Genomic DNA, 22,995 nt, shown 5'->3' with positions numbered 1-22,995 from the left:
GCTAAACAATTTTGTATTTTTGTGACTTAAACAACCTGTAAATAAGTTTAGCAGGGTAAAATGACTAATTGATATGAGTTATAATCTCCAGGTTTCTATCGATCGCGATTCGGGATTTTGTTTCGGAGTTGTTTACGCAATTGATATGGCAGAAGAAATTCTGACAGAAGATGGCTATTTATATTGTTTGGGAGATATTGTTCATAACGATGCGGAGGTTGAGCGCCTGAAATTAAAAGGTCTGAGAATTATTTCACATGATGATTTAATAGATCTTAAAAATGAAAAAGTACTTATCAGAGCACATGGCGAAGCTCCCGAAACCTATAAAATTGCTCTTCAAAATAATATTACGCTGATAGATGCATCATGCCCGGTTGTTTTAAAACTTCAAAACCGGATTAAAAACTCGCACGACGCTAAGGAAAAGATTTTAATTTTTGGCAAGCATGGTCATGCTGAAGTTATTGGTTTGCAGGGACAAACGAATAATGAAGCTTTGGTATTTCAGGATATTGCAGAATTGGAAGATGTAAATTTGCCTGATAAGTTTACTTTATATAGTCAGACCACCAAAAGCACAGATAAATTTTACGCCATCAAAGATCAGTTGATTAATCGCGGGTTTGATGTAAAGGCAAATGATACTATCTGCCGTCAGGTATCAAATCGCTATGATGATCTTCGGAATTTCGTTAAATCATTCGATCGGATTTTATTTGTATCAGGTCGTAAATCTTCAAATGGGAAGGTTTTATATGAGGTTTGCCGCCAGTATAATCCCAATACCTATTTCATTTCAAATGCCGATGAACTTGAACTAAGCATGTTCAATCCGGGTGATAAGGTTGGAATCTGCGGAGCAACTTCCACACCTATGTGGCTGATGAAAAACGTGAAAGAGGTTTTAGAAACCTACTAGTACATCTCCGGTTTTATTATTTTTATGAAATCCCAGCGAAACGCAGGTTTAATCATTGCAATCATCATCCTGATTTTATGGAGTCTGAGCATCTTCTTTTTGATGAGATGGGATACAGACCTTAAGAACTGGAAAACCTATGCAATGATTTTTGTACAGATGCATTTGTATACAGGCTTATTCATCACAGCACATGACGCCATGCATGGTACAGTTACTTCTATTAAAAATCTTAATAATTTTATTGGTCAAACTTGCACATTGCTCTATGCGCTTTTTCCCTTTCAAAAATTAAACAGCAAACATCATTTACATCACCGGCACGTTCATACACCTGATGATCCGGATCATTATAATGGGAATTTTATTTCCTGGTATTATAAATTTATTGCCGAGTATATATCCTGGTGGCAGATTGTACTGATGGCAGTAATCTATAATGTTTTAAAACTTTGGATAAATGAATTAAACCTCATTATGTTTTGGGTTGTACCCTCTTTGCTAAGCACACTTCAACTTTTTTACTTCGGAACATGGCAGCCACACCACGGACATCATACTAATAAACATCAATCCCGAACCCAATCAGAAAATCATCTCAAAGCATTTTTCTCCTGCTACTTTTTCGGATATCATTTTGAACACCACGATTCGCCGGGAACTCCATGGTGGAAACTATGGAAATTGAAATCATCCGGAACAATAAAAATTTAGTCACAGCTACGTAAAAAGCAAATTATATTCAAGAATCAAAATATTGTGCTTGAAGATTGCTGTACTTTTGCGCAAATGCTTTTTATGAAAAAAATTGTACTTTTTTTAATTTTAGTTTCATTTATAGGTTCTGTTAACGCTCAGACAAACCAGCTTGAACTGGGAGTTGTGCAGGGAAAGGTTACCGATGCTTTATCAAATGCAGAATTGCAGGGAGTATCTGTTCAAATTCAGGGAACTACCCGGACAGGGGTTTCTGATACATCAGGTAATTTTACAATTGCAAAATTAAAGCCCGGCGTTTATAATATTCAATTTACCTATGTGGGTTACAAGCCTTACGTTGCTTTTGACATTATCGTTGTAAATTCCAAAGCTTCAATAGTGAATGCTTCTCTTGAAATTGATGCTTCTTTGCTGAATGAGGTTCAGATTAATACTCCTGTTTTTTATAAGCCTGTAGAGAGTCCGCTGTCTTTGCGCTCAATTGGTTCTACAGAAATAAAAAGAAATCCCGGTGGTAACCGCGATATTTCAAAAGTTATCCAATCCCTGCCGGGAGTTTCTGCTCCGGTAAGTTTTAGAAACGATATTATAATTCGGGGCGGAGCACCCAATGAAAACAGGTTTTATATTGATGGAGTAGAAATTCCCAACATTAATCATTTTGCTACACAGGGCTCATCCGGCGGCCCGGTAGGTTTAATTAATGTTGATTTCATTCGCGAAGTTGACTTTTATTCAGGTGCTTTTCCGGCCAGCAGGGGGAATGCCTTAAGTTCAGTTTTTGAATTTAAGCAGAAGGACGGTAGGGAAGATAAGCTGTCCACATCTTTAACAGCCGGCTCAAGTGATCTGGCAGCAACTCTGGAAGGACCTCTTTCTCCCAAAACAACCTTTATTTCATCTTACCGCTATTCTTACCTTCAGGGATTATTCAAATTGATTGGATTACCTTTCTTGCCTTCTTATCAGGATTTTCAATTTAAAACCAAAACTAAATTCAATTCTAAAAATGAATTAACACTGCTTGGTTTGGGCGCTATTGATCGCTTTAAGCTAAATTTTGGTTCCGATCCTACGGAACAGAACCTGTACATTTTAAAAAACGTGCCGGTAAACTTGCAGGATAATTATACGGTTGGAGCTAATTACAAGAATTTCCGCGACAAAGGATATTCAATATTTATTCTGAGTAGAAACTACCTGAATAACGGGGCAGAAAAATTCCAGGTTAATGATGAAAGCAAAATTAAAATCCTTGATTATTCATCCAAAGAAATTGAAAATAAGTTCCGGTTTGAAAATTACAGTCGGGAAGGTGCTTATCGCATCAATTTTGGGGCAGGAATAGAAACTGCGACCTATAAAACTAATACCCTGAATATTTTGCCGTTCAATTCTGAGATTTATAATTCTGATATAAGCTTTTTAAAATATGGATTTTTTGGTCAGTTAAGCCGAACGTTCATTGAAGGAAAATTAAATCTCTCTCTGGGATTAAGGGCTGATGCAAATACCTATTCCGATAAAATGACTAATCTGCTGAATACATTTTCACCCCGTTTTTCGGCATCCTATAATTTTACAGAAAAGTTCAGTGCTAACTTTAATACCGGAATTTACTACCAATTGCCAGCCTATACTATTTTAGGCTATCGCGAAGAAACAGCTGGTCCGCTGGTTAATAAAAATGTGAAGTATATCAGGTCAGATCAGGTTGTTGTTGGCTTAGAATACAATACTTTAGCAAATACACGCTTTACTCTCGAAGGCTTTTACAAAGCTTATGATAACTACCCGATCATCCGGGTTTTGGGAAACCAAATTCCGCTTGCAAATTTGGGAGCTGATTTTGGAGTGGTGGGCAATAAACCCGTTACGGGTTTCACGGTAGGCCGCAGCTATGGACTTGAATTTCTGGCTCAGCAAAAACTCAATAAGAGCGTGTACGGAATTATGGCTTTAACTTTATTCAGAAGTGAATTTGAAGATAAAAATAATGAATATGTACAGTCATCCTGGAACAGTAGATATATAATCAGCATGACCGGCGGAAAAATATTTAAACGCAACTGGGAGATTGGTGCAAAATTCCGATTAACCGGGGGCAGCCCTTATACTCCTTATGATATTGCAGCTTCATCATTGAAAGAAAATTTTAATGTTTATCCGCAGGGTATTCAGGATTATGAGCGCCTGAATGAAAATCAGTTAAAAGATTTTTACCAGGTAGATTTGCGTATTGATAAAAAATATCCTTTTCGTAAGTTCAATTTGAACATATATTTGGACATTCAAAATTTAACATATAATAAATATCAGCTGCAGCCTATTTTACTTTTAGACCAGTCGGCAGATGGAACTCCCCAGGATGATCCTGCAGATGCGTCCAGATATAAGACGAAATTGTTAAATAACGAAAACGGAAACATCCTGCCTACTTTGGGTATTATATTCGAATTATAAATGAGTAAAAAAGGCATATTATTAATCAATTTAGGTACTCCTGATAGTCCTTCTACGGCAGATGTCCGTAAATATTTGAATGAATTTTTAATGGACGGTCGTGTTATCGATGTCAATCCCGTTTTGCGTGCTGCATTGGTAAAAGGCGTTATTGTTCCTTTTCGCGGACCTAAATCAGCTAAGCTTTACAAAGAAATCTGGTCAGATCAAACTGGTTCCCCTTTACTTCATTACAGTAAATTACAGCTTAAATTATTGCAGGATCGCTTGGGTGATGATTACCAGGTTGAATTAGCTATGAGATATCAGAGTCCTTCAATTGAAACGGCTTTGCAGAAATTGAAAGATGGGCAGGTTGAGAGTATAAAAGTAATTCCATTATTTCCCCATTATGCTTCAGCAAGCACGGGCTCTGTAATTGATAAAGTAATGAAGTTACTGAGCGAATGGCAAACCATTCCTAGTCTTTCGATTATTAACTCTTTTCACAATAATGAAAAGATGATTGAAACTTTTGCAGATAACGGACGGAAACATCATCCGGAAACTTACGATCATGTGCTGTTCAGCTTTCACGGACTTCCGCAAAGGCAGTTGATTAAATCTGATCATTCAGGACAGCACTGTTTAAAAGTGAATAATTGTTGCGAAACGCTTACCGAGAACAATAAATTTTGCTATTCAGCACAGTGTTATGATACTGCCCGATTGATTGCCGCGAAATTAAATCTCAGCCCAGAAAAATACACAGTTTGTTTTCAATCCCGTTTAGGAAAAGATCCATGGGTGCAGCCTTATACCAGCGAAGTTATCAAGCAGCTTGCAGCTAAGGGTGTTAAAAGGCTATTGGTTTTTTGCCCCGCTTTTGTTGCGGATTGTTTGGAAACGGTTTATGAAGTGACTGTAGAATATGGTGATGAATTTAAAGAATTGGGAGGAGAACATGTTCAGCTTGTAGAAAGTTTGAACGATCATCCGCTTTGGATTGATGCATTGGAAGAAATGGCGGTAAATTAAACTGCTTTAAAATTTGGCTCGTTGTGATAAATATGATTTAAAATAATCCGGGTTGCACCGGTTTGGTTTTGAACATATTCTTTGGCTCTCAACCCGGAATTTTCCCGAATAGTCTTATTCTTAAGTTTCTCTATCACCTGAATTAATTGGCTGGAATCATTAACGCTGAACGCAGCCCCTACTTTAATTAAATCATGGGCTTCTTTAAATTTTTTATAATTAGGCCCGAAAATTACCGGAATTCCAAAAGCTGCGGCTTCAAGTGTATTATGGATTCCTGCACCAAATCCGCCTCCGATATAAGCTATTTGAGCGTACTGGTATAAAGATGACAACATCCCAATATTATCGATGATCAAAACAGGAATTGCTGTTTGATCTATTTCCGGTAATTTGGAGAGCCTTATTGTTTTGGGAAACAATCCTTCAATCCTTCGGATTTTTTCTTCCGTGATTTCGTGTGGCGCGATAATGTATTTCCACTCCGGATTTTGCCGGACGATATCGGCCAGAAGATTTTCATCATGTGGCCAAGTGCTTCCGGCTATTAAAGTAAATCTGTTTTCGCAATAACTTTTAATAAGCGAAATCTCTTTTCCTGACGTTGAATTTTCATAAACGCGGTCAAACCGGGTATCTCCGCTCAGGGTGGCGTTTTTAATTTTTAAAGATTGTAATAAGTCGAGACTTTGCTGGTTTTGAACAAAAAAATGAGAAACGCATGCAAGCATTCTCTTGTGTAATTTTCCGTACCATTTAAAGAAAGGCTGCTCTTTTCTGAAAATTGCTGATATTACGTAAATGGGTATATTCTGATGAGATAATTCGCTGAAATAGTAGTACCAATATTCATATTTTGTAAATACAGCAATTTCAGGATTAATGAGATCGATAAAGGTTTTTGCATTTTTCTTTGAATCAACCGGCAGGTAAAACACATGATCAGCCAGAGCGTAATTATTTCGAATCTGGTATCCCGATGGAGAGAAAAAAGTAATGATGATTTTCTTATCAGGATAGTCGTTTTTCAGATTTTCTATAACAGAACGGCCTTGCTCAAACTCACCTAATGAAGCAAAATGAAACCATACAGAAGGATTTCTATTTTTAACCTGACTTTTAATGATTTCGAGCAGGTTTTTTCTCCCTGTAATCCAGGCTTTCGCTTTGGGATTAGTAAATGAAGCCAGCCAAATAGCAGCATTATAAAATTTAATAACCAGATTGTATAAAAGCAGCATTTAGAATTAATTGTTAACTTCGCCGAAGTTAATATTAAACACTAAAATAAGAATATGCTTTATTAAAAAGAGAGTATTCAATGTGTTGCAGTCTCATAGTTAGGGAGATAAATTCAATCATGATAAATATTAACTCTGTAAAATTTTTTGATTGATTCAATGAATAAAAGGAAAAGTGTTTTAATTACCGGAGCTGCCGGATTTTTGGGCTCGCATCTTTGCGATAGGTTTATTAAAGAAGATTTCCACGTAATCGGGATGGACAACCTGATCACCGGAGATTTAAGAAACATTGAGCATTTGTTCAAATTAGAAAATTTTGAGTTTTACCACCATGACGTTTCTAAGTTTGTATATGTCGCCGGAAAAATAGATTATATTCTTCATTTTGCTTCTCCGGCAAGTCCTATAGATTATTTGAAAATCCCGATTCAAACTTTAAAAGTAGGTTCTCTGGGAATTCATAATTTATTGGGATTGGCAAGAGCAAAGAAATCACGGCTTCTGATTGCTTCTACATCCGAAGTTTATGGAGATCCAACCGTAAATCCTCAGCCTGAAGAATATTGGGGAAATGTAAATCCGGTAGGGCCCAGAGGGGTTTATGATGAAGCTAAACGCTTTCAGGAAGCAATGACCATGGCTTATCATACCTTTCACGGTTTGGAAACGCGTATTGTGAGGATATTTAATACGTATGGTCCGCGTATGCGATTAAACGATGGTCGGGTTTTGCCGGCTTTTATTGGCCAGGCTTTGCGGGGCGAAGATCTTACTGTTTTTGGAGATGGTTCACAAACCCGGTCTTTCTGTTATGTAGATGATTTGGTGGAAGGAATTTTTCGCCTTCTTTTTTCTGATTATGCACAACCTGTTAATATTGGAAACCCTGATGAAATAACAATCAAGCAGTTTGTAGAAGAGATTATTAAATTAACCGGAACTTCGCAGAAAGTAATATATCAGGAATTACCAACTGATGATCCTAAACAAAGACGCCCTGACATTACTAAAGCCAAATCAATTTTAGGATGGGAACCCAAAGTTAGTCGTGAAGAGGGGTTAAAAATTACATACGAATATTTTAAATCATTGCCTGAACAGGAAATCAAGCATAAAGATTTCTCTTATTATAATAAATAACAATGTCGAAAAACAAAATCCTGGTAACCGGCGGTGCGGGATATATAGGTTCCCATACGGTAGTTGAATTGATAAACGCAGGTTACAAGCCCGTAATTATTGATGATTTTTCAAATTCATCTCCCAGGATTTTAGAGCAGATTGAACTAATTACGGGTGTAAAACCCGAATTTCACAAATTTGATCTATGTGATCAAAATGCAACGGAGGAATTCGTTAAAGCAAATCCGGATATACAAGGAGTAATTCATTTCGCTGCATTTAAAGCTGTTGGCGAATCGGTGGAAAATCCTTTAAAATATTATCACAACAACTTCTTTTCCCTTATCAATTTGTTAAAAGCTTTTGATGGCAGAGAAGTTAATTTTGTTTTCTCTTCCAGCTGCACCGTGTACGGTCAGCCTGATAATTTACCTGTAAATGAAGACGCCGATGTTAAAAAGGCGGAATCACCTTACGGGAATACCAAGCAAATAGCGGAGGAGATATTGCAAGAAATTGCTCAGGTTAATAAAAAATTGAATGTCACGGTATTAAGGTATTTCAATCCGGTAGGTGCTCATGCATCTGCCTTAATCGGGGAACTTCCTATTGGTGTACCTCAAAATCTGGTTCCTTTTATTACACAGTCTGCAATCGGGAAAAGAGGACCAATTACTGTTTATGGAAATGATTATCAAACCCCTGATGGCAGTTGTATCCGTGATTATATTCATGTAGTCGATTTGGCAAAAGCCCATATTGCAGCTATCCAATTAATGGAAGCGGAAACGATTAACTTAAACTATTCTACATTTAATATTGGTACTGGCCGTGGAAGTTCGGTTTTAGAAGTCATAAACGCTTTTGAGAAAGCCACAGAAGTTAAACTTGATTATAAAATTGGCCCCCGCCGTAAAGGAGATATCGAAAAAGTGTATGGAGACGTAAGCAAAGCAGAGCATGAACTGGGCTGGAAATCTGAACTCGATTTAAGCGAAATGATGCGATCAGCCTGGGCCTGGGAAAAATATCTTCAGGAAAATCCTTTATTTGAATAGCAATAATTCAATTAATGTAGAATGCGTTCCATAAATATTATTTATTAATCAGCATTCAATGTATTTTTGAAACAGAACTCATTTAAACTAATGAAAAAAATATTAATCACTGGCGGAGCCGGATTTATCGGTTCACATGTTGTCCGTCGTTTTATAAATGAATATCCGGATTACTCGATTGTGAATCTTGATAAATTAACGTATGCTGGCAATCTGTTAAATCTAAAAGATATCGAAGACCGGGCAAATTATAAATTTGTTAAAGGTGATATTGTTGATGCCGCATTTGTTGATCAATTATTTTCAGAAGAACAATTTGATGCAGTTATTCATTTAGCTGCAGAATCTCACGTAGACCGTTCCATTAGCAGTCCGATGGATTTTGTAATGACCAATGTGGTTGGTACTGTAAATCTGTTAAACGCTGCAAAGAAACATTGGGCTAATAAATTTTCTGATACTTTATTTTATCATGTTTCAACCGATGAAGTTTACGGATCACTTGGCGAACAGGGAATGTTTACTGAGCAAACAGCATATGATCCGCATAGTCCGTATTCAGCATCAAAAGCAAGTTCAGACCATTTTGTAAGGGCTTATCAGGATACGTATGGGTTAAATACTGTGATTTCTAATTGTTCTAACAATTACGGATCATATCATTTTCCTGAAAAATTGATTCCTCTGGCAATTAATAACATTAAAAATAATAATCCCATTCCCGTTTATGGGAAAGGCGAAAATATACGGGATTGGTTATGGGTTGAAGATCATGCCCGGGCCATTGATGTAATTTTCCATAAATCAGAACCCGGTAAAACGTATAATATCGGCGGTCATAACGAATGGAAAAATATTGATTTGATCCGCTTGTTATGTAAAATCATGGACAAAAAATTGGATCGGCCTTCCGGAACTTCTGAAAAACTTATCACTTTCGTCACAGATCGGGCTGGCCATGATCTTCGGTATGCAATTGATTCAACAAAACTCCAGAATGAACTTGGATGGACACCGAGCCTGCAATTTGAAGAAGGTTTAGAAAAAACGGTTGAATGGTATTTAAATAATGAAGATTGGTTGAATAATGTTACTTCCGGTAATTATCAATCATATTATCAGGATCAATATTCTGAAAGGTAATGTTCGGATTATTTAAAAAATCTCAACCATCTGAACCGCAAATTGATTTTTCGGGAATAGCTGTAGATCTGCATTCGCACATGATCCCCGGTGTGGATGATGGTGCCCAAACGGTAGAAGAATCTGTTGCCCTGGTTTCTGCAATGAAAGATCTGGGTTTTCAAAAGATTATTACTACGCCACACATTATGGCAGATTATTACCGTAATACCCGAGATACAATTGAAAGAGGTTTGGATATTTTGCGTGAAGAATTAATAAGGCAAAATATTAATATGCCCGTTGAAGCTGCAGCTGAATATTATCTGGATGAATCATTTGATACCAAATTGCAAAAGGGCGATCTGATGACTATTGGAGATGGCTTTTTGCTTTTCGAAATTTCATTTGTCAATTTTCCTACTAACATGTTCGAAACCATTGAAAGGATTAAGGACAAGGGTTTAAAACCTATTTTGGCACATCCCGAAAGATATCCTTATCTCACAGATTCACTGGATAAATATCGCCAGATTAAAGAATCAGGTTGCTATTTGCAATTAAACACAATTTCCTTAACTGGATATTATGGTAAAGGAACTCAAAAAGCTGCAGAGGAATTAGTAAATAATATGCTGATTGATTTTATTGCAAGTGATATGCATCATTTAAAGCATGCCGGCGCTTTAAAAAGATCCTTGAACTTACCCTTGGTTAGAACTTTGCTTACAGATTATCAGTTGCAGAATACAATTTTGCTGTAATTTCCCGGAAACTAATAAACCCTGATTTTTTAGAATTTTCCTGATCTTTCTTCGGAGCATGAAATATACTTTTGTTGAATAGAGAATGTCACTCAATCTTTCTTCAAAAACTCTAAATTCCAGATTTTTTCTGCTTTACGGCCAATCAGCCAGAAAGATAAACCCAGAATGGTAAAGAAAATAGCTTTATAAGTTACATCCCATAAATACTCAAAATAGCGGGTGTAGATGTTGATCAGCAAAAATGTTATTCCAAATTCCCGGGCTATAAAATCATTTTTGCGAAGTCCATAAACTGTAGCAACAGCGGCAATGGCCGTAGAAATAATTCCCCAGTAAAATAATTCTATTTGCTTTACTTTAAACCAATCTTCAATTGTACCGAAGTTGCCAAAAATAGATAAGAGCCAAAGTGATATGAATAAATACATCAGTCCGATGATGTAAGTGAATTCTCGGAAATAGTTCAGACGGTTAATTTTCTGCATGATAAAGCTGAATGCAACCAGAAGAATGCCGAATAATACAAATCGTAATGGATAATTCATCCCCAGGAAATAGTAGCTCCAGTCTGTCTGATAACCTGTTTCGGTACCAAACCAGCTTCCCAGAGAGATGAGTGAAAATGCCCAGATTAGCCGGGAATTAAATCTATGAGCAAGCAGTCCATACACGAATACCGAAAGCAAAAATAAAATGGAGAAATGACCGGCTCCCGTATCAAAAGTTTTTCCTAAAAAGGCAATACAGCTTGCTGTAAATAACACGCCTAGAAAAATAACAGCTTCGTTACTGAACACTCGCTCAGGAAATTTTTTCTTTTTTTTATTCCCCAAATAAAAGAGGAGAGCGGCCAGTCCCCCTGAGATCAAACTGATTAATATATCCGGTGTATCGTAAAGTTGAGAAAGCCATTTAATCACTGTATCATCAATAATCAGCGAAGCAATTGAAATAATGCCGCAAACCAGTGCAACCCAAAAAGAATATTGCGCAAGCCGACGCCAGTCAAATCCTTTAACAGTATAGGATGATCGTAACTTACTGGCAGTTTCTGTGTCGAGTAAACCATCAGATTCCCATTTTTTAATTGTGGAATCTAAAAATTCACTTTCCTCTTTATCCAGGTTTAGTTTGGTCAAAATTTTTACTTAGATTTTATTCCAAAAGTCTTCTTGCGGCGATCTCGTCTTTTGCAATTTGCGTTTTTAATTCTTCTAAAGAGTCGAATTTCTCATCATTACGGATATGATGAAGAAAATTTAGTCTGACCATACCGCCGTAAATATCATCCGCAAAATCAAAAATATTCACTTCAATATTACGGGTCATTCCATTAATGGTTGGCCTGTGTCCAATATAAGCCATACCTTTTAATATTTTGGCAGGAATTTCTGAGTTTGTTGTCTGTGATTTTATTTCCACACTAACGGCGTAAATGCCGTCGGATGGAATGAGTTTATAAGTTTCTTCTACAAATAAATTGGCGGTTGGAAAACCTATTTTTCGGCCTATCTGGTCGCCTTTTATCACTTTACCGCTTACATGAAAAGGATATCCCAGGAAATCGGAAGCCGTTTTTACATCGCCTGCCAGAAGCGCATTTCTAATTTTTGTAGAACTTACGGCCACATCGTGGATATCCTGTTCCGGAATTTCTTCAACTCCGAAATGGTAGATGGCTGAATAATTTTGAAGGTCTTTTAAACCACCTTGGCGATCTTTTCCAAAGCGGTGGTCATAGCCGATAATGATCTGCCGGGTTCCAATCTTCTCAACCAAAACATTACGAATATATTCCTCTGCCGATAAATTGGAAAAATCTCTTGTAAAGGGTGTAATAATTAAATGATCAACACCCAGACTTTGAATCAGATCTGCTTTCTCCTGGATGGTACTAATGAGTTTTATATTTTCATCTTCGGGATGAAGGATCATCCGCGGATGCGGAAAGAAAGTTAAAATAACACTTTCGCCACCGTTGGTGCGGGCAACTTCGCAAAGCCTGTTAATGATTTTTTGATGGCCGACATGCACACCATCAAACGTGCCGATGGTTACAATCGCACGATTTAAAGGGGTAAATTCATCAATATGATGATAGATTTTCATTCTCTATGATATCCTTAATTAACTGATAGATTCTTTAACCTGCCATTTTGAATTATCAGGATTTCCGGAAGCTAAATCTTCCTGCTTTGATTGTGATATGTTAACCGTTCATTTTTATTAACCGATGCTGAATATTCAGCTGAAACAGATCAATTATTCTGAGACTTCTTTTTCTTTCTCTTTTTCTTTGAGGCTGCGTACATGGTTTACAAGTTCCATCACCCCGTATGCATTTTCAATTTTACAAGCACCGCTGCGTGTGCGGCGTAAAGCAGAAAGATGAGCGCCATTATTAAGGGCCTGTCCGAAATCAAAAACCAAAGACCTGATATATGTTCCTTTGCTGCAAACTACTCTAAAATCTATTTCAGGTAATTCTATACGGGTAATCTCAAATTCGCTTACCGTTACTCTACGGGTTTTGATTTCTACGGCTTCCCCCCGGCGGGCTTTACGGTATAAGCGTTCGCCGTCTACTTTTACGGCCGAATGTACAGGCGGTGCCTGATCAATTTCGCCAGTAAACTGATGGCAATTGTTCCTGATATCTTCTTCAGAAATATGATCAATTGAGAAGGTTTCATCCACTTCGGTTTCCAGATCATAAGAAGGCGTGGTGGCGCCCAAAATCATGGTGCCTGTATATTCTTTTTCCTGACCCTGAAATTCGTCTATTCTTTTGGTCATTTTGCCGGTGCAAATAATTAAAAGACCGGTTGCCAGCGGATCTAAAGTGCCGGCATGGCCTACCTTTAATCTCAGCGGTTTAAAAGAATTCCGGATCTTGCCAACCACATCAAAGCTGGTCCATTTGTAGGGTTTATTAATTAAAAGGATTTCGCCAGCTGCAAAATCAAAATCAGGATAAGTTTTTACCTCAGTTTCAGTCATCATATAACACTCAAATCATACCCCGCCAATAGAAAACCCAGGATGATTAATCCTACAAAAATACGATACCATCCAAATATTCTGAATCCGTTTTTTTGCAAATAGCTGATAAAATATTTAATAGCGAGCATTGCTACTATAAATGCTACCACATTGCCGACTGCCAGAAGTTGAATTTCTTCAGAAGTAATCACGTAGCCATCTTTGTAAAAGTCATAGATCTTTTTTACCGTAGCACCGAACATGGTTGGTACAGCCAGAAAAAAAGAAAATTCTGCGGCAGCTTTACGCGATAGTTTTTGAGTCATACCGCCAATGATAGTTGCTGCCGAGCGTGAAACACCGGGAATCATGGAAATGCATTGAAAAAAACCAATTTTCAAGGCGGTCATATAGCCAATCTCGTCTGAATCATCAGTTTCCGGATTGTTAAACCATTTATCTACAAAGAGTAAAACTACTCCGCCTAATACCAAAGAGATCGCAACAACCATGGGGCTTTCCAGAAGCTGGTTGATGGTATCGTTCAATAGCAGACCAAAAAATACTGCCGGGATAAACGCGACAAATAATTTTAGGTAGAAATCAAAGCTCTTAAAAAATCGTTTAAAGTATAAAACCACCACCGACAATATAGCGCCGAACTGGATGGCAACGGTAAAAAGTTTTACAAACTCCTGTGTTTGAATGCCCATCAAAGACGAGCCAATTATCATATGTCCGGTTGATGAAACAGGTAGAAACTCCGTCAGGCCTTCAATAATGGCCAGGATTATTGCTTGAAAAAAGTTCATTATACGTTTTTACCCGGTTTTTTTAAGATGGCGTAAAAACCCACAGCAAAGCCGGCTAAAACTACAATCGGCGCCAATATAGTTTTTCTGAAGTCATAAATATCACTCTCGCCAATCATCAGCATAAAACCTGCAACCACAATTGCTATGCTGATCAGCATAAATCTGTAATTGATCTTGCCGAACACAAACTGTTCCGGCTGGCTTTCATTATTTGGAATGTTTTTTTGTACCATTATCTGTAAAGGTCATAAATTTTTAAACGAAGGAATTTGCTAACAGCAAAATAAGTGCTCAAACCTGAAATCAAGATACCGATACCTATAACTCCGGCAAATACAATTGCAAATTCAAACCAGCTTCTCAGAATAATCATTTCTGGAACCTGTTTTTGTGCCAGATATAATATTCCGACTAATAAAATGATTGCAATTAAGCCCGCAATAAACCCATGTAATATGCCATAGGTCATAAATGGTTTGCGGATAAAATTCTTTGTGGCCCCAACCAATTGCATACTCTTGATCAGAAAACGTTGAGAGTAGATAGCCAGGCGAATAGTATTGTTAATAAGTGCAATGGCTATAATCAGCAGTATTCCGGCGAAAGCCAAAATGATTAGTCCAATGCCACGAATATTTTGATTAACCATGTCAATCAGTGATTTCTGGTAAATCACTTCTTTTATCAATGGGTTTTTATTTAACTGCTTTGTAAAGGCATTTATACTGTCGTTGTTGGCATAATCGGCCTTCATATAAACATCAATGGAAGACAGAAGCGGATTATATCCCAGAAATTCTACAAAATCTTCTCCTAAATCTTTAGTCAGGTTTCTGGCCGCAAGTTCTTTACTTACATACTGAGTTTTTAGAACGTAGGGGTTGCTGTCAATTTGCTTTTTTAACGCTAAAACATCAACTTCTTTAGCACCATCATTTACAATAATATTCAGAACAATATTCTCTTTTACGTAATTAGACAGATTTTTAGCGTGAACCAGAATTAAGCCCAACAGACCAATCATAAGTAATACCAGGGCAATACTTATAACTGTTGAAATGTATATAGTTTTTGTTTTTTTTGAGGATGCACTGCCTTCAAATTCTTCCATAAATGCTAAAATGAATTGCGAAAATAAAGATTTCAGTCTACAAACGTAAATAATAAAGGATTAAGTGTTGAAATAAGCGTGTTAATGTTTTGTTAAATGCCAAATTAGAACCTCAGCAGATACATTCAGCTTTGGGTTCAGAAAATGTTTTGATTTTAGTATTTTCGCAACTTATCTGAAATGCGAAATGGACTATCAGTTTAGGGATATTGAGAAAAAATGGCAACAATTCTGGGCCGAAAATCAAACATATAAAGTCGATAATAAATCATCCAGGCCAAAATATTTTGTGCTTGATATGTTTCCCTATCCTTCGGGAGCCGGTTTACATGTGGGCCATCCCCTGGGTTATATTGCTTCAGATATTTTTGCACGCTATAAAAGATTAAAAGGTTTTAATGTTTTGCATCCCATGGGATACGATTCCTTTGGATTACCCGCCGAACAATATGCTATCCAAACGGGGCAGCATCCGGCAATTACTACCGAAACAAATATTGCCCGCTATCGCGAGCAATTAGATAATATAGGTTTTTCATTTGACTGGAGCCGTGAAGTTAGAACCAGTGATCCGTCTTACTATAAATGGACGCAGTGGATCTTTATGCAATTATTTAATTCCTGGTATAATCTGGATTCAGATAAAGCGGAACCCATAAGTGCTTTAATTTCAGTGTTTGAAAAAAGCGGAAATCATTCTGTAAGGGCTGTTTCTGATGAAGATATCCCGTATTTTACTGCAGAACAATGGAGCGTTAAATCTGAAAATGAAAAGCAGGAGATTCTGCTCAAATACCGGTTAACCTACCTTCGCGAAAGCACGGTGAACTGGTGCCCGGCAATGGGTACGGTGCTGGCAAATGATGAGGTGAAAGACGGTTTTTCTGAACGCGGCGGTTTCCCGGTTGTGCAGAAGAAAATGATGCAATGGAGCATGCGCATTACTGCCTATGCCGACAGGCTTCTGCAGGGATTGGATAGTATTGATTTTCCGGAACCACTCAAAGAAATGCAGCGTAACTGGATCGGGAAAAGTGTGGGTGCGATGGTGAAATTTAGCCTTAGCCCAAGCTTGGTTGAGAATTTAGGTGATGCTGATAAAGATAAGTTCATCGAAGTTTTCACAACCCGTGCAGATACAATTTATGGAGCTTCTTTCCTGGTTCTTGCCCCTGAGCATGAGTTAGTGACCGCTCTGACAACCAATGCGCAGAAAGCAGAAATAGAAGAATATATTCTTCTGACAAGGAAAAAATCGGAACTGGAGCGGATGGCAGACGCCAAAGCCGTTTCCGGAGCTTTTACAGGAAGTTTTGCAATTCATCCTTTAAGCGGACAGCAAATCCCGGTATGGATTGCAGATTATGTTCTGGCAGGATATGGTACGGGTGCAGTGATGGCTGTTCCTTCAGGCGATCAACGCGACTGGCTGTTTGCCACTAAATATAATTTACCTATTGTGGCCATATCCGATGCGCAGCAAAATTTAGATCAGCAGGCCGACCCGACAAAAGAGGGCCGGTATATTAATTCGGATCTGATTAACGGACTTTCTTATCAGGAAGCATTACCCGTATTGATCAATAAATTAGAAGAGTTAAATGCAGGAAAAGCCAAAATAAATTACCGAATGCGTGATGCTATTTTTGGTCGTCAGCGTTACTGGGGTGAACCCGTTCCTGTCTATTTTAAAGATGGATTACCACACCTGATTCAGCAAAGTGAATTACCCCTTGTATTACCTGAGGTAGATAAATATTTGCCTACCGAAAGCGGTGAACCGCCTTTGGCCCGAGCCGAGGATTGGCGATATTCTCTTTCTTCTGAACAAGGTAATGGAGAGGTTTATGAATATGAACTTTCTACCATGCCGGGCTGGGCCGGTTCCAGCTGGTACTGGTACAGATATATGGCTTCGCCCGAAGAAAGAGAGGAAAATGTCTTTGCTCCCGAATCTGCTATCAATTATTGGAAAAGTGTAGATCTCTACATTGGCGGATCTGAACATGCAACAGGTCATTTATTATACAGCCGTTTCTGGAACAAGTTTTTAAAAGACCTGGGATATGTGAGCGAGGAAGAACCTTTTAAAAAGCTGATTAACCAGGGAATGATTCAGGGGAGATCAAATTTTGTTTACAGAATTAAAGATGAGGCGGGTAAAGGAACTAATGTATTTGTTTCTCATGGACTTAAAGATCAATATCTAACAACTCCGCTTCACGTAGATGTAAATATTGTGGCTCATGAGATTCTGGATATTGAAGCCTTTAAGAAATCAAGACCTGAATACGAACAGGCCGAATTTATTCTTGAAAATGGGAAATACATTTGCGGCGTAGAGGTAGAGAAAATGTCCAAATCCAAGTTCAATGTGGTAAGTCCGGATGACATTGTTGAACGTTACGGAGCCGATACTTTACGCCTGTATGAAATGTTCCTCGGTCCGCTGGAACAGAGCAAACCCTGGAATACAAATGGAATTGAAGGCGTATTTAAGTTTTTGCGCAAATTCTGGAAACTGTTTCACGACGATAGCTTTAACTTCCGTGTTTCAGAAGACGAGCCTTCTAAAGCTGAATACAAAGCATTGCACAAGATCATCCGTAAAGTAGAAGAAGATATTGAACGTTTTTCATTTAATACATCTGTATCCAGCTTTATGATCTGCGTAAATGAGTTAACGGATCTAAAATGTACCAAACGGGAAATTTTGCAGCAGCTGGTTGTCGTTCTTCACCCATATGCACCGCATATTACCGAGGAGTTATGGGTTCTGTTAGGAAATAATCCCGGTACATTATCTTTTGCAGATTATCCCGAATTTAAACCCGGATATCTGGTGGAAAATGAATTTGCTTATCCGGTTTCCATCAACGGGAAAATGAAAATGAACTTGAATATCTCCTTGAGTTCAGAAAGCGCAGAAGTGGAACAGCTTGTACTGAATAATGAAGATGTCAAAAGATACCTGGATGGTAAATCTCCAAAGAAAATGATCTTTGTTAAAGGTAAGATTATAAACTTAGTTGTTTAATTATTTGATTTGCTTTTCCGCCCCTCATTAAATGTGAGGGGCGGAAATTTCTCAAGCATTTATCCTCTTGAAATAATTTCTGCAGTATATCCCAGACCTCCAAAAAATCAGACTAAATAACTCTTTCTACAGCTAAGAGTTAATTTCAATTACAGATTTTTTTTCATTATCAACGTTTTGGTTATACTATATAACTAGTCTGCAGCTGTTTAGTATATTCTGTTGATCTGTAACCCCGATGTTACCGCATTTAACTTATTCTTTAATATTTGGCTGTAACATTCAGTTTATCTTTGCGCCTAATTATCAAAAACACAAAATATGAAACGTTTACTTTTACTATTGACTTTTGCTTTATATATAGGTACCTCCTTTGGGCAGGGACCCGTGGGAGGAGCGGCGCCAGGGATCACCGGAAAAATTTCGGGAACCATTATTGATTCTATTACTCAGCAGGCGGTTGAATATGCTACAGTTGCAGTTGGCAGGAGCGGAGGCACAAAAACTACCAATGGTTCTTTAACTGATACCAAAGGATCTTTTAAAGTCGATAATATAGCTCCCGGAACTTACCGTGTTGTTATTGCTTTTTTAGGATACGAAACCAAAGTAATTGATCCCGTAAAAACATCTCTTGAAAAACCGGATCTGAATTTAGGCCGCATTATTCTTTCTCCAAACCAAAAAGTACTTGCCGAGGTGCAGGTAACCGGTGCGGCGGCAGTGATCGAAAATAAAATTGATAAGATTGTATACAATGCTGAACGCGATGTAACTATTGGTGGCGGAAATGCCGGCGATGTATTACGTAAAGTGCCTCTTCTATCGGTTGATATTGATGGAAACGTTTCTTTGCGTGGAAGTCAGAATGTAAGAGTACTGATCAACGGAAAGCCTTCCGGCTCCATGGCCAATAATATGGCTGATGCTTTGAAAATGATTCCTGCAGATCAGATTAAAAATGTAGAGGTAATTACAAGTCCTTCTGCAAAATACGATGCAGACGGAACTTCAGGAATTATTAATATAATCACCAAAAAGAAAAATGTTGAAGGAGTTAGCGGATCTTTAAGTGGCGGTTTAGGTACTCGCCAGAATAATGGGAACGCCAATTTAAATATTAAAAAAGGCCGTTTAGGCCTTACCGGAAATTTTGGCGGACACGGTGCCTGGCCTCAGGATAGTGAAGTTGCGTTCAGTCAGACAGATCTTTCAGGAAATCCCATTTTTAATCAAACCAGCACCAGCGAATTTACCCGTTTAGGTTTCAGAGGATCTGCCGGTGCAGATTATGATTTTAATAATTTCAATGCTGTAAATTCTTCAATAAGTTTTAACCGTTTTGGCAACACATTTCAGGGAGATGTATTATCAACACGTTATTTTGGAAATGCACAGCAATTAATTACCAGCAATACAGACCGCGAAATATCTATGCCTGGTTTTGACTGGACTACAGATTACACCCGTAAATTTAAAAAAGCAGGTCAGGAACTTTCTTTTGCTGCCCAGTTAACCAAGGGGAAAAACCTGCAGGATTATACGACATTATACAACGGAGGAAATAATCCGGACGAGATTGGAAATAATGACGCAAATAATCAGGAAGTAACTTTCCAGTCTGATTATGTTCAACCTTTTAAGAAGGTTACACTCGAAATGGGTGCTAAAGCTATTTTGAGAGATATTACCAGTAATACAGAAATTGACACGCTTGCAGGTTCTTCTTTTGTTCGGAACCTGGACCGCTCAAATATTTTTGATTATAACCAGGATGTAGCAGCGGGATATACTACTTTAGGTTTTACGCTGGCTAAAAATTACGGAGTAAAAGTTGGAGGACGTTTAGAATACACTAAAATTTCCGGTAGTTCATCGTCAGGTAATGTAATTGCATTTGAGAACGACTATTATAATTTTGTTCCCAGCTTAACTTTATCACGTACATTTAAAAACTTTCAAACAGTTAAAATTAGTTACAACAAGCGAATTCAGAGACCAAGTTTATTCTACCTGAATCCTTTCCGTAATTCAAGTGATCCAATTAACCAGTCGCAAGGAAATGCTTATTTAGAACCTGAAATATCTAACAATGTGGAGTTAGGTTATTCAACTTTTGTAAAAACAACAGTAATTAACGCTTCATTATACTACCGCAATACTCAAAATATCATCGAAAGTTTTATTACTCAGGATTTAGATCTCACAACCGGCAATACGGTAAACGTTCAGACATTTAATAACGTGGGTACTAATAATTCTTTTGGGATGAATTTATTTGGTTCGGTAAATCCGGTACAGAAATTAACATTAAGAGGAAACTTAAATTTAAATACCTACAATATTGATCGGATTCCTTCTTTGGGAGCTCCTATTATTGAAGATGAAATTCAGGTTCTTTACAATGCTTTTATCAGCGGAAGCATGACTTTCAAGGGTGGCTTTATCGCCGAAACATTCTTTATTTTAAATTCACCAAGACGTACTTCTCAGGGAACAAACGCCGGATTTAATATGTGGAACATCGGTTTTAAGAAAGAAATTCTTAAGAAGAAAGGCAGCATTGGTTTAAATATCATCGATCCGTTTAATGAACGTAAAAATTTCAGATCAGAAATTAACGGCCAGAATTTCAATCAGTCTTCTAATTTTTCAATTCCTTTCCGTTCGGTGGGTGTAAACTTTAGCTGGCAGTTTGGTAAAATGAACTTCAATGCAACCCAGCGTAAAAAACGTGTAAATAATGATGACCTGAAGCAGGGTGATCAGGGTGCAGGAAATCAATAATTTGTCAGGATAAAACCCTGAACAATCTCTTACACAGAAAGTAAGTAATTAATTTAGTTTTAGTTTTGAGAAGTCGGTTCCTTTATGGAACCGGCTTTTTTTGTTCTTAATTTATTCCTTTTTTACCTTTTTAAGAATCAGCAGATTTTGAGCATTATTACTCATTCCGCTAATGTTGTTTTGATATAAATTGATAAGCTGATCATAAAACAGAATAATCACCGGCGATTCCTGCATAACCAGATTATCCATTTCGCGATAAAGTGCATAGCGTTTCTGCTCATCTTTTTCGGCAAAAGAACGCTCAAAGAGCTCATCAAATTTCTTGCTTTTAAAGCTGGTATAATTCGGGCCAATGGGCACAAAGTTTTTAGAGTAGAATACGGATAGATAATTTTCGGCATCAGGATAATCGGCAATCCATGAACCTCTGAAAAAGTTCACGCTCTTTTTAGCGATCATCTCCCTTAAACTTGATGTCTGATTTACTTCAACCTTGCATTTAATGCCCAGTGCATTCAATTCTCCCTGCACAAATTCAATCAGGTCTTTATAGGTTGTTGACGTTTGTAACTTAATTTCCTTCAAGCCTTTTCCATTAGGGAAACCGGCTTCCGCCAATAATTTCCGGGCCATTTCCGGATTGTATTCATACCCTTTTACAGCCTGCATATCAAATCCGGGCATTCCCTGGGGAATAAAACCTGCATGACCGGGCGTGCCAATGCTGTTTCGCAGATATTTTACCATTTTTTTGCGATCAATGGCGTAATTAATGGCTTGCCTTATTTTTCTGTTTTTAAGCGGCGAGTTTTTTACGATGGGCATTGTACTGTCCACCAGAATTCCAATATATTCTGTATTTAAATACGGCCCGGTGCGCAGCTGAAATTTGCCTTCGTATTTACGGGTCATTTTTCCTGATTTGGTTAAAATATCATCGCGGTAGCTTCCGTCTATCCCGTTAAAAAAGTCAATATTCTTTTTAATGAATTCCATAAAAGCAGTTTGCTTATCAGAAATAAAGGTAGAGCGGATGGCATCCATATAAGGGAGTTGTTCGCTGCCTTCTTTTTCCCAATAGTTTTCGTTCTTTAGAAATACCATAATTTCGCCCTCTTTCCAGTGCTTAAACTTGAATGGCCCGGTACCGATGGGATGATTCCGGAAATCTTTTCCGTAATGTTCTGTGATTTCATGCGGAACTACAGAACAGTACTGAGCAGTTAACATGCTTAAGAAGGGTGTAAATGGTTTAATTAATTCAATGATCAGCGTGCTGTCATTGGGAGCCGAAAATGCATTCTCTCCGCTAAGTTTGTCGTTGAAAATCCAGGCGCCTGAGGAAGCAACTTTTGGATCGAGAATTCGATTAAAGCTGTAGACAAAATCTGCCGCTATCACTTTTCTGCCTTTTCCTGAAGGAAATAAAGGATCGTCATGGAAATATACATCCTGGCGGAGATGAAAAGTATAGCTTTTTCCGTCAGGCGATATTTCCCAGCTTTTGGCGATTGCAGGTATGGTATTCAAATCATCATCAACCTGCACCAGGCCATTAAATAGTTGATTAACCATCCAAAGCGCATTCTGGTTACGGGCAAAAGCCGGATCCAGAGATGTTAAACCATCATTTAAGTTTATGTTAAATACTTTTTTATCCGGGTTTTCAGAAATTGAATTGCATGAATTTAAGAAAAAGGATAAGCTAGCGATTAGGGTAATTATTAATCTGGGGAAATTATGCATGAATATTAAATATAATTTGGAGCACTTTTGCATGAGGATAAAAAGCCTTGCTGCTGATTTGTACATTTGCACAAATTAA

General features: G+C 37.8%; 18 protein-coding genes. 10 read left to right on the top strand and 8 right to left on the bottom strand.

The features are described from left to right. The first annotated feature begins 73 nt into the window (after positions 1 to 73). The 4 genes from G521_RS0101020 to hemH all read left to right on the top strand — a co-directional run bounded on the left by G521_RS0101020 (position 74) and on the right by hemH (position 5,122). The gene (locus tag G521_RS0101020; RefSeq protein ID WP_026896845.1) at positions 74 to 922 is read left to right on the top strand and encodes a 4-hydroxy-3-methylbut-2-enyl diphosphate reductase; all 849 of its coding nucleotides are present in this window, start codon (positions 74 to 76) and stop codon (positions 920 to 922) included. Between the two features lie 24 nt (positions 923 to 946). Further along, the gene (locus G521_RS16195; RefSeq protein ID WP_036677964.1) at positions 947 to 1,636 is read left to right on the top strand and encodes a fatty acid desaturase; all 690 of its coding nucleotides are present in this window, start codon (positions 947 to 949) and stop codon (positions 1,634 to 1,636) included. 84 nt (positions 1,637 to 1,720) lie between these two features. Continuing rightward, positions 1,721 to 4,105 carry a TonB-dependent receptor gene (locus tag G521_RS0101010; RefSeq protein WP_220096039.1) on the top strand — a complete coding sequence of 795 codons (2,385 nt, stop codon included), beginning with the start codon at positions 1,721 to 1,723 and terminating at the stop codon, positions 4,103 to 4,105. Continuing rightward, positions 4,106 to 5,122 carry a ferrochelatase gene (gene hemH, locus G521_RS18245; protein WP_026896843.1) on the top strand — a complete coding sequence of 339 codons (1,017 nt, stop codon included), beginning with the start codon at positions 4,106 to 4,108 and terminating at the stop codon, positions 5,120 to 5,122. Here hemH and G521_RS0101000 read toward each other — a convergent pair. Beyond that, positions 5,119 to 6,363 (bottom strand): 3-deoxy-D-manno-octulosonic acid transferase, encoded by a 1,245-nt coding sequence (locus tag G521_RS0101000; protein ID WP_026896842.1) that lies wholly within the window; start codon positions 6,361 to 6,363, stop codon positions 5,119 to 5,121. The genes hemH and G521_RS0101000 overlap by 4 nt on opposite strands. Before the next feature lie 159 nt (positions 6,364 to 6,522). Here G521_RS0101000 and G521_RS0100995 point away from each other — a divergent pair, with 159 nt between their 5' ends. From G521_RS0100995 to G521_RS0100980, 4 genes are all read left to right on the top strand, one after another. Then, positions 6,523 to 7,506: a UDP-glucuronic acid decarboxylase family protein gene (locus G521_RS0100995; RefSeq protein ID WP_026896841.1), complete on the top strand. Its 984-nt coding sequence runs from the start codon at positions 6,523 to 6,525 to the stop codon at positions 7,504 to 7,506. A 2-nt stretch (positions 7,507 to 7,508) separates the two neighbouring features. Further along, positions 7,509 to 8,546: a UDP-glucose 4-epimerase GalE gene (galE, locus tag G521_RS0100990; protein ID WP_036677961.1), complete on the top strand. Its 1,038-nt coding sequence runs from the start codon at positions 7,509 to 7,511 to the stop codon at positions 8,544 to 8,546. Between the two features lie 90 nt (positions 8,547 to 8,636). Further along, positions 8,637 to 9,689 (top strand): dTDP-glucose 4,6-dehydratase, encoded by a 1,053-nt coding sequence (rfbB, locus tag G521_RS0100985; protein WP_026896839.1) that lies wholly within the window; start codon positions 8,637 to 8,639, stop codon positions 9,687 to 9,689. Further along, the gene (locus tag G521_RS0100980) at positions 9,689 to 10,432 is read left to right on the top strand and encodes a tyrosine-protein phosphatase (RefSeq protein ID WP_026896838.1); all 744 of its coding nucleotides are present in this window, start codon (positions 9,689 to 9,691) and stop codon (positions 10,430 to 10,432) included. Before rfbB ends, G521_RS0100980 begins: the two co-directional genes overlap by 1 nt. A 92-nt stretch (positions 10,433 to 10,524) precedes the next feature. Here the strand turns inward: G521_RS0100980 and G521_RS0100975 are convergent, their stop codons facing one another. The 6 genes from G521_RS0100975 to G521_RS0100950 all read right to left on the bottom strand — a co-directional run bounded on the left by G521_RS0100975 (position 10,525) and on the right by G521_RS0100950 (position 15,343). Next, positions 10,525 to 11,574: a DUF2157 domain-containing protein gene (locus tag G521_RS0100975; RefSeq protein ID WP_026896837.1), complete on the bottom strand. Its 1,050-nt coding sequence runs from the start codon at positions 11,572 to 11,574 to the stop codon at positions 10,525 to 10,527. Between the two features lie 16 nt (positions 11,575 to 11,590). Continuing rightward, positions 11,591 to 12,544: a bifunctional riboflavin kinase/FAD synthetase gene (locus G521_RS0100970; RefSeq protein ID WP_026896836.1), complete on the bottom strand. Its 954-nt coding sequence runs from the start codon at positions 12,542 to 12,544 to the stop codon at positions 11,591 to 11,593. Between the two features lie 153 nt (positions 12,545 to 12,697). Then, positions 12,698 to 13,438, bottom strand: a complete 741-nt coding sequence (gene truB, locus G521_RS0100965; RefSeq protein WP_026896835.1) for a tRNA pseudouridine(55) synthase TruB — start codon at positions 13,436 to 13,438, stop codon at positions 12,698 to 12,700. Then, on the bottom strand, positions 13,435 to 14,229 hold the full coding sequence (locus tag G521_RS0100960) for an undecaprenyl-diphosphate phosphatase (protein WP_026896834.1): 795 nt from the start codon (positions 14,227 to 14,229) through the stop codon (positions 13,435 to 13,437). The genes truB and G521_RS0100960 overlap by 4 nt, the downstream gene beginning before the upstream one ends. Next, a complete protein-coding gene (locus G521_RS0100955; protein WP_036677958.1) occupies positions 14,229 to 14,465 on the bottom strand; it encodes a DUF3098 domain-containing protein in 237 nt (78 codons plus the stop codon). The genes G521_RS0100960 and G521_RS0100955 overlap by 1 nt, the downstream gene beginning before the upstream one ends. After that, entirely contained in the window at positions 14,465 to 15,343 is an 879-nt protein-coding gene (locus G521_RS0100950; protein WP_026896832.1) for a cell division protein FtsX, read from the bottom strand. Before G521_RS0100950 ends, G521_RS0100955 begins: the two co-directional genes overlap by 1 nt. 187 nt (positions 15,344 to 15,530) lie before the next feature. On the opposite strand from G521_RS0100950, the gene leuS reads away from it, so the two are divergent. Next, entirely contained in the window at positions 15,531 to 18,380 is a 2,850-nt protein-coding gene (gene leuS, locus G521_RS0100945) for a leucine--tRNA ligase (RefSeq protein ID WP_026896831.1), read from the top strand. 321 nt (positions 18,381 to 18,701) lie between these two features. Continuing rightward, positions 18,702 to 21,167 (top strand): outer membrane beta-barrel family protein, encoded by a 2,466-nt coding sequence (locus G521_RS0100940; protein WP_026896830.1) that lies wholly within the window; start codon positions 18,702 to 18,704, stop codon positions 21,165 to 21,167. Positions 21,168 to 21,278: 111 nt separating this feature from the next. On the opposite strand, the gene G521_RS0100935 is transcribed toward G521_RS0100940, so the two are convergent. Further along, on the bottom strand, positions 21,279 to 22,916 hold the full coding sequence (locus tag G521_RS0100935; RefSeq protein WP_026896829.1) for an ABC transporter substrate-binding protein: 1,638 nt from the start codon (positions 22,914 to 22,916) through the stop codon (positions 21,279 to 21,281). Between the last annotated feature and the right edge of the window lie 79 nt (positions 22,917 to 22,995).

Source organism: Daejeonella oryzae DSM 19973 (genome assembly GCF_000422945.1).
Classification (GTDB): domain Bacteria; phylum Bacteroidota; class Bacteroidia; order Sphingobacteriales; family Sphingobacteriaceae; genus Daejeonella; species Daejeonella oryzae.
This window is presented reverse-complemented; position numbering and strand designations above follow the sequence as displayed.

Excerpts from the sequence above, each read along its gene's own strand:
- G521_RS16195 (WP_036677964.1), top strand. The coding sequence starts at position 947 with ATGAAATCCCAGCGAAACGCAGGTTTAATCATTGCAATCATCATCCTG.
- G521_RS0100935 (WP_026896829.1), bottom strand. The coding sequence starts at position 22,916 with ATGCATAATTTCCCCAGATTAATAATTACCCTAATCGCTAGCTTATCC.
- rfbB (WP_026896839.1), top strand. The coding sequence starts at position 8,637 with ATGAAAAAAATATTAATCACTGGCGGAGCCGGATTTATCGGTTCACAT.
- G521_RS0101000 (WP_026896842.1), bottom strand. The coding sequence starts at position 6,363 with ATGCTGCTTTTATACAATCTGGTTATTAAATTTTATAATGCTGCTATT.
- G521_RS0100970 (WP_026896836.1), bottom strand. The coding sequence starts at position 12,544 with ATGAAAATCTATCATCATATTGATGAATTTACCCCTTTAAATCGTGCG.
- truB (WP_026896835.1), bottom strand. The coding sequence starts at position 13,438 with ATGATGACTGAAACTGAGGTAAAAACTTATCCTGATTTTGATTTTGCA.
- G521_RS0100980 (WP_026896838.1), top strand. The coding sequence starts at position 9,689 with ATGTTCGGATTATTTAAAAAATCTCAACCATCTGAACCGCAAATTGAT.
- G521_RS0100940 (WP_026896830.1), top strand. The coding sequence starts at position 18,702 with ATGAAACGTTTACTTTTACTATTGACTTTTGCTTTATATATAGGTACC.
- G521_RS0100960 (WP_026896834.1), bottom strand. The coding sequence starts at position 14,229 with ATGAACTTTTTTCAAGCAATAATCCTGGCCATTATTGAAGGCCTGACG.
- G521_RS0101020 (WP_026896845.1), top strand. The coding sequence starts at position 74 with ATGAGTTATAATCTCCAGGTTTCTATCGATCGCGATTCGGGATTTTGT.
- galE (WP_036677961.1), top strand. The coding sequence starts at position 7,509 with ATGTCGAAAAACAAAATCCTGGTAACCGGCGGTGCGGGATATATAGGT.
- hemH (WP_026896843.1), top strand. The coding sequence starts at position 4,106 with ATGAGTAAAAAAGGCATATTATTAATCAATTTAGGTACTCCTGATAGT.
- G521_RS0101010 (WP_220096039.1), top strand. The coding sequence starts at position 1,721 with ATGAAAAAAATTGTACTTTTTTTAATTTTAGTTTCATTTATAGGTTCT.
- leuS (WP_026896831.1), top strand. The coding sequence starts at position 15,531 with ATGGACTATCAGTTTAGGGATATTGAGAAAAAATGGCAACAATTCTGG.
- G521_RS0100950 (WP_026896832.1), bottom strand. The coding sequence starts at position 15,343 with ATGGAAGAATTTGAAGGCAGTGCATCCTCAAAAAAAACAAAAACTATA.
- G521_RS0100995 (WP_026896841.1), top strand. The coding sequence starts at position 6,523 with ATGAATAAAAGGAAAAGTGTTTTAATTACCGGAGCTGCCGGATTTTTG.
- G521_RS0100955 (WP_036677958.1), bottom strand. The coding sequence starts at position 14,465 with ATGGTACAAAAAAACATTCCAAATAATGAAAGCCAGCCGGAACAGTTT.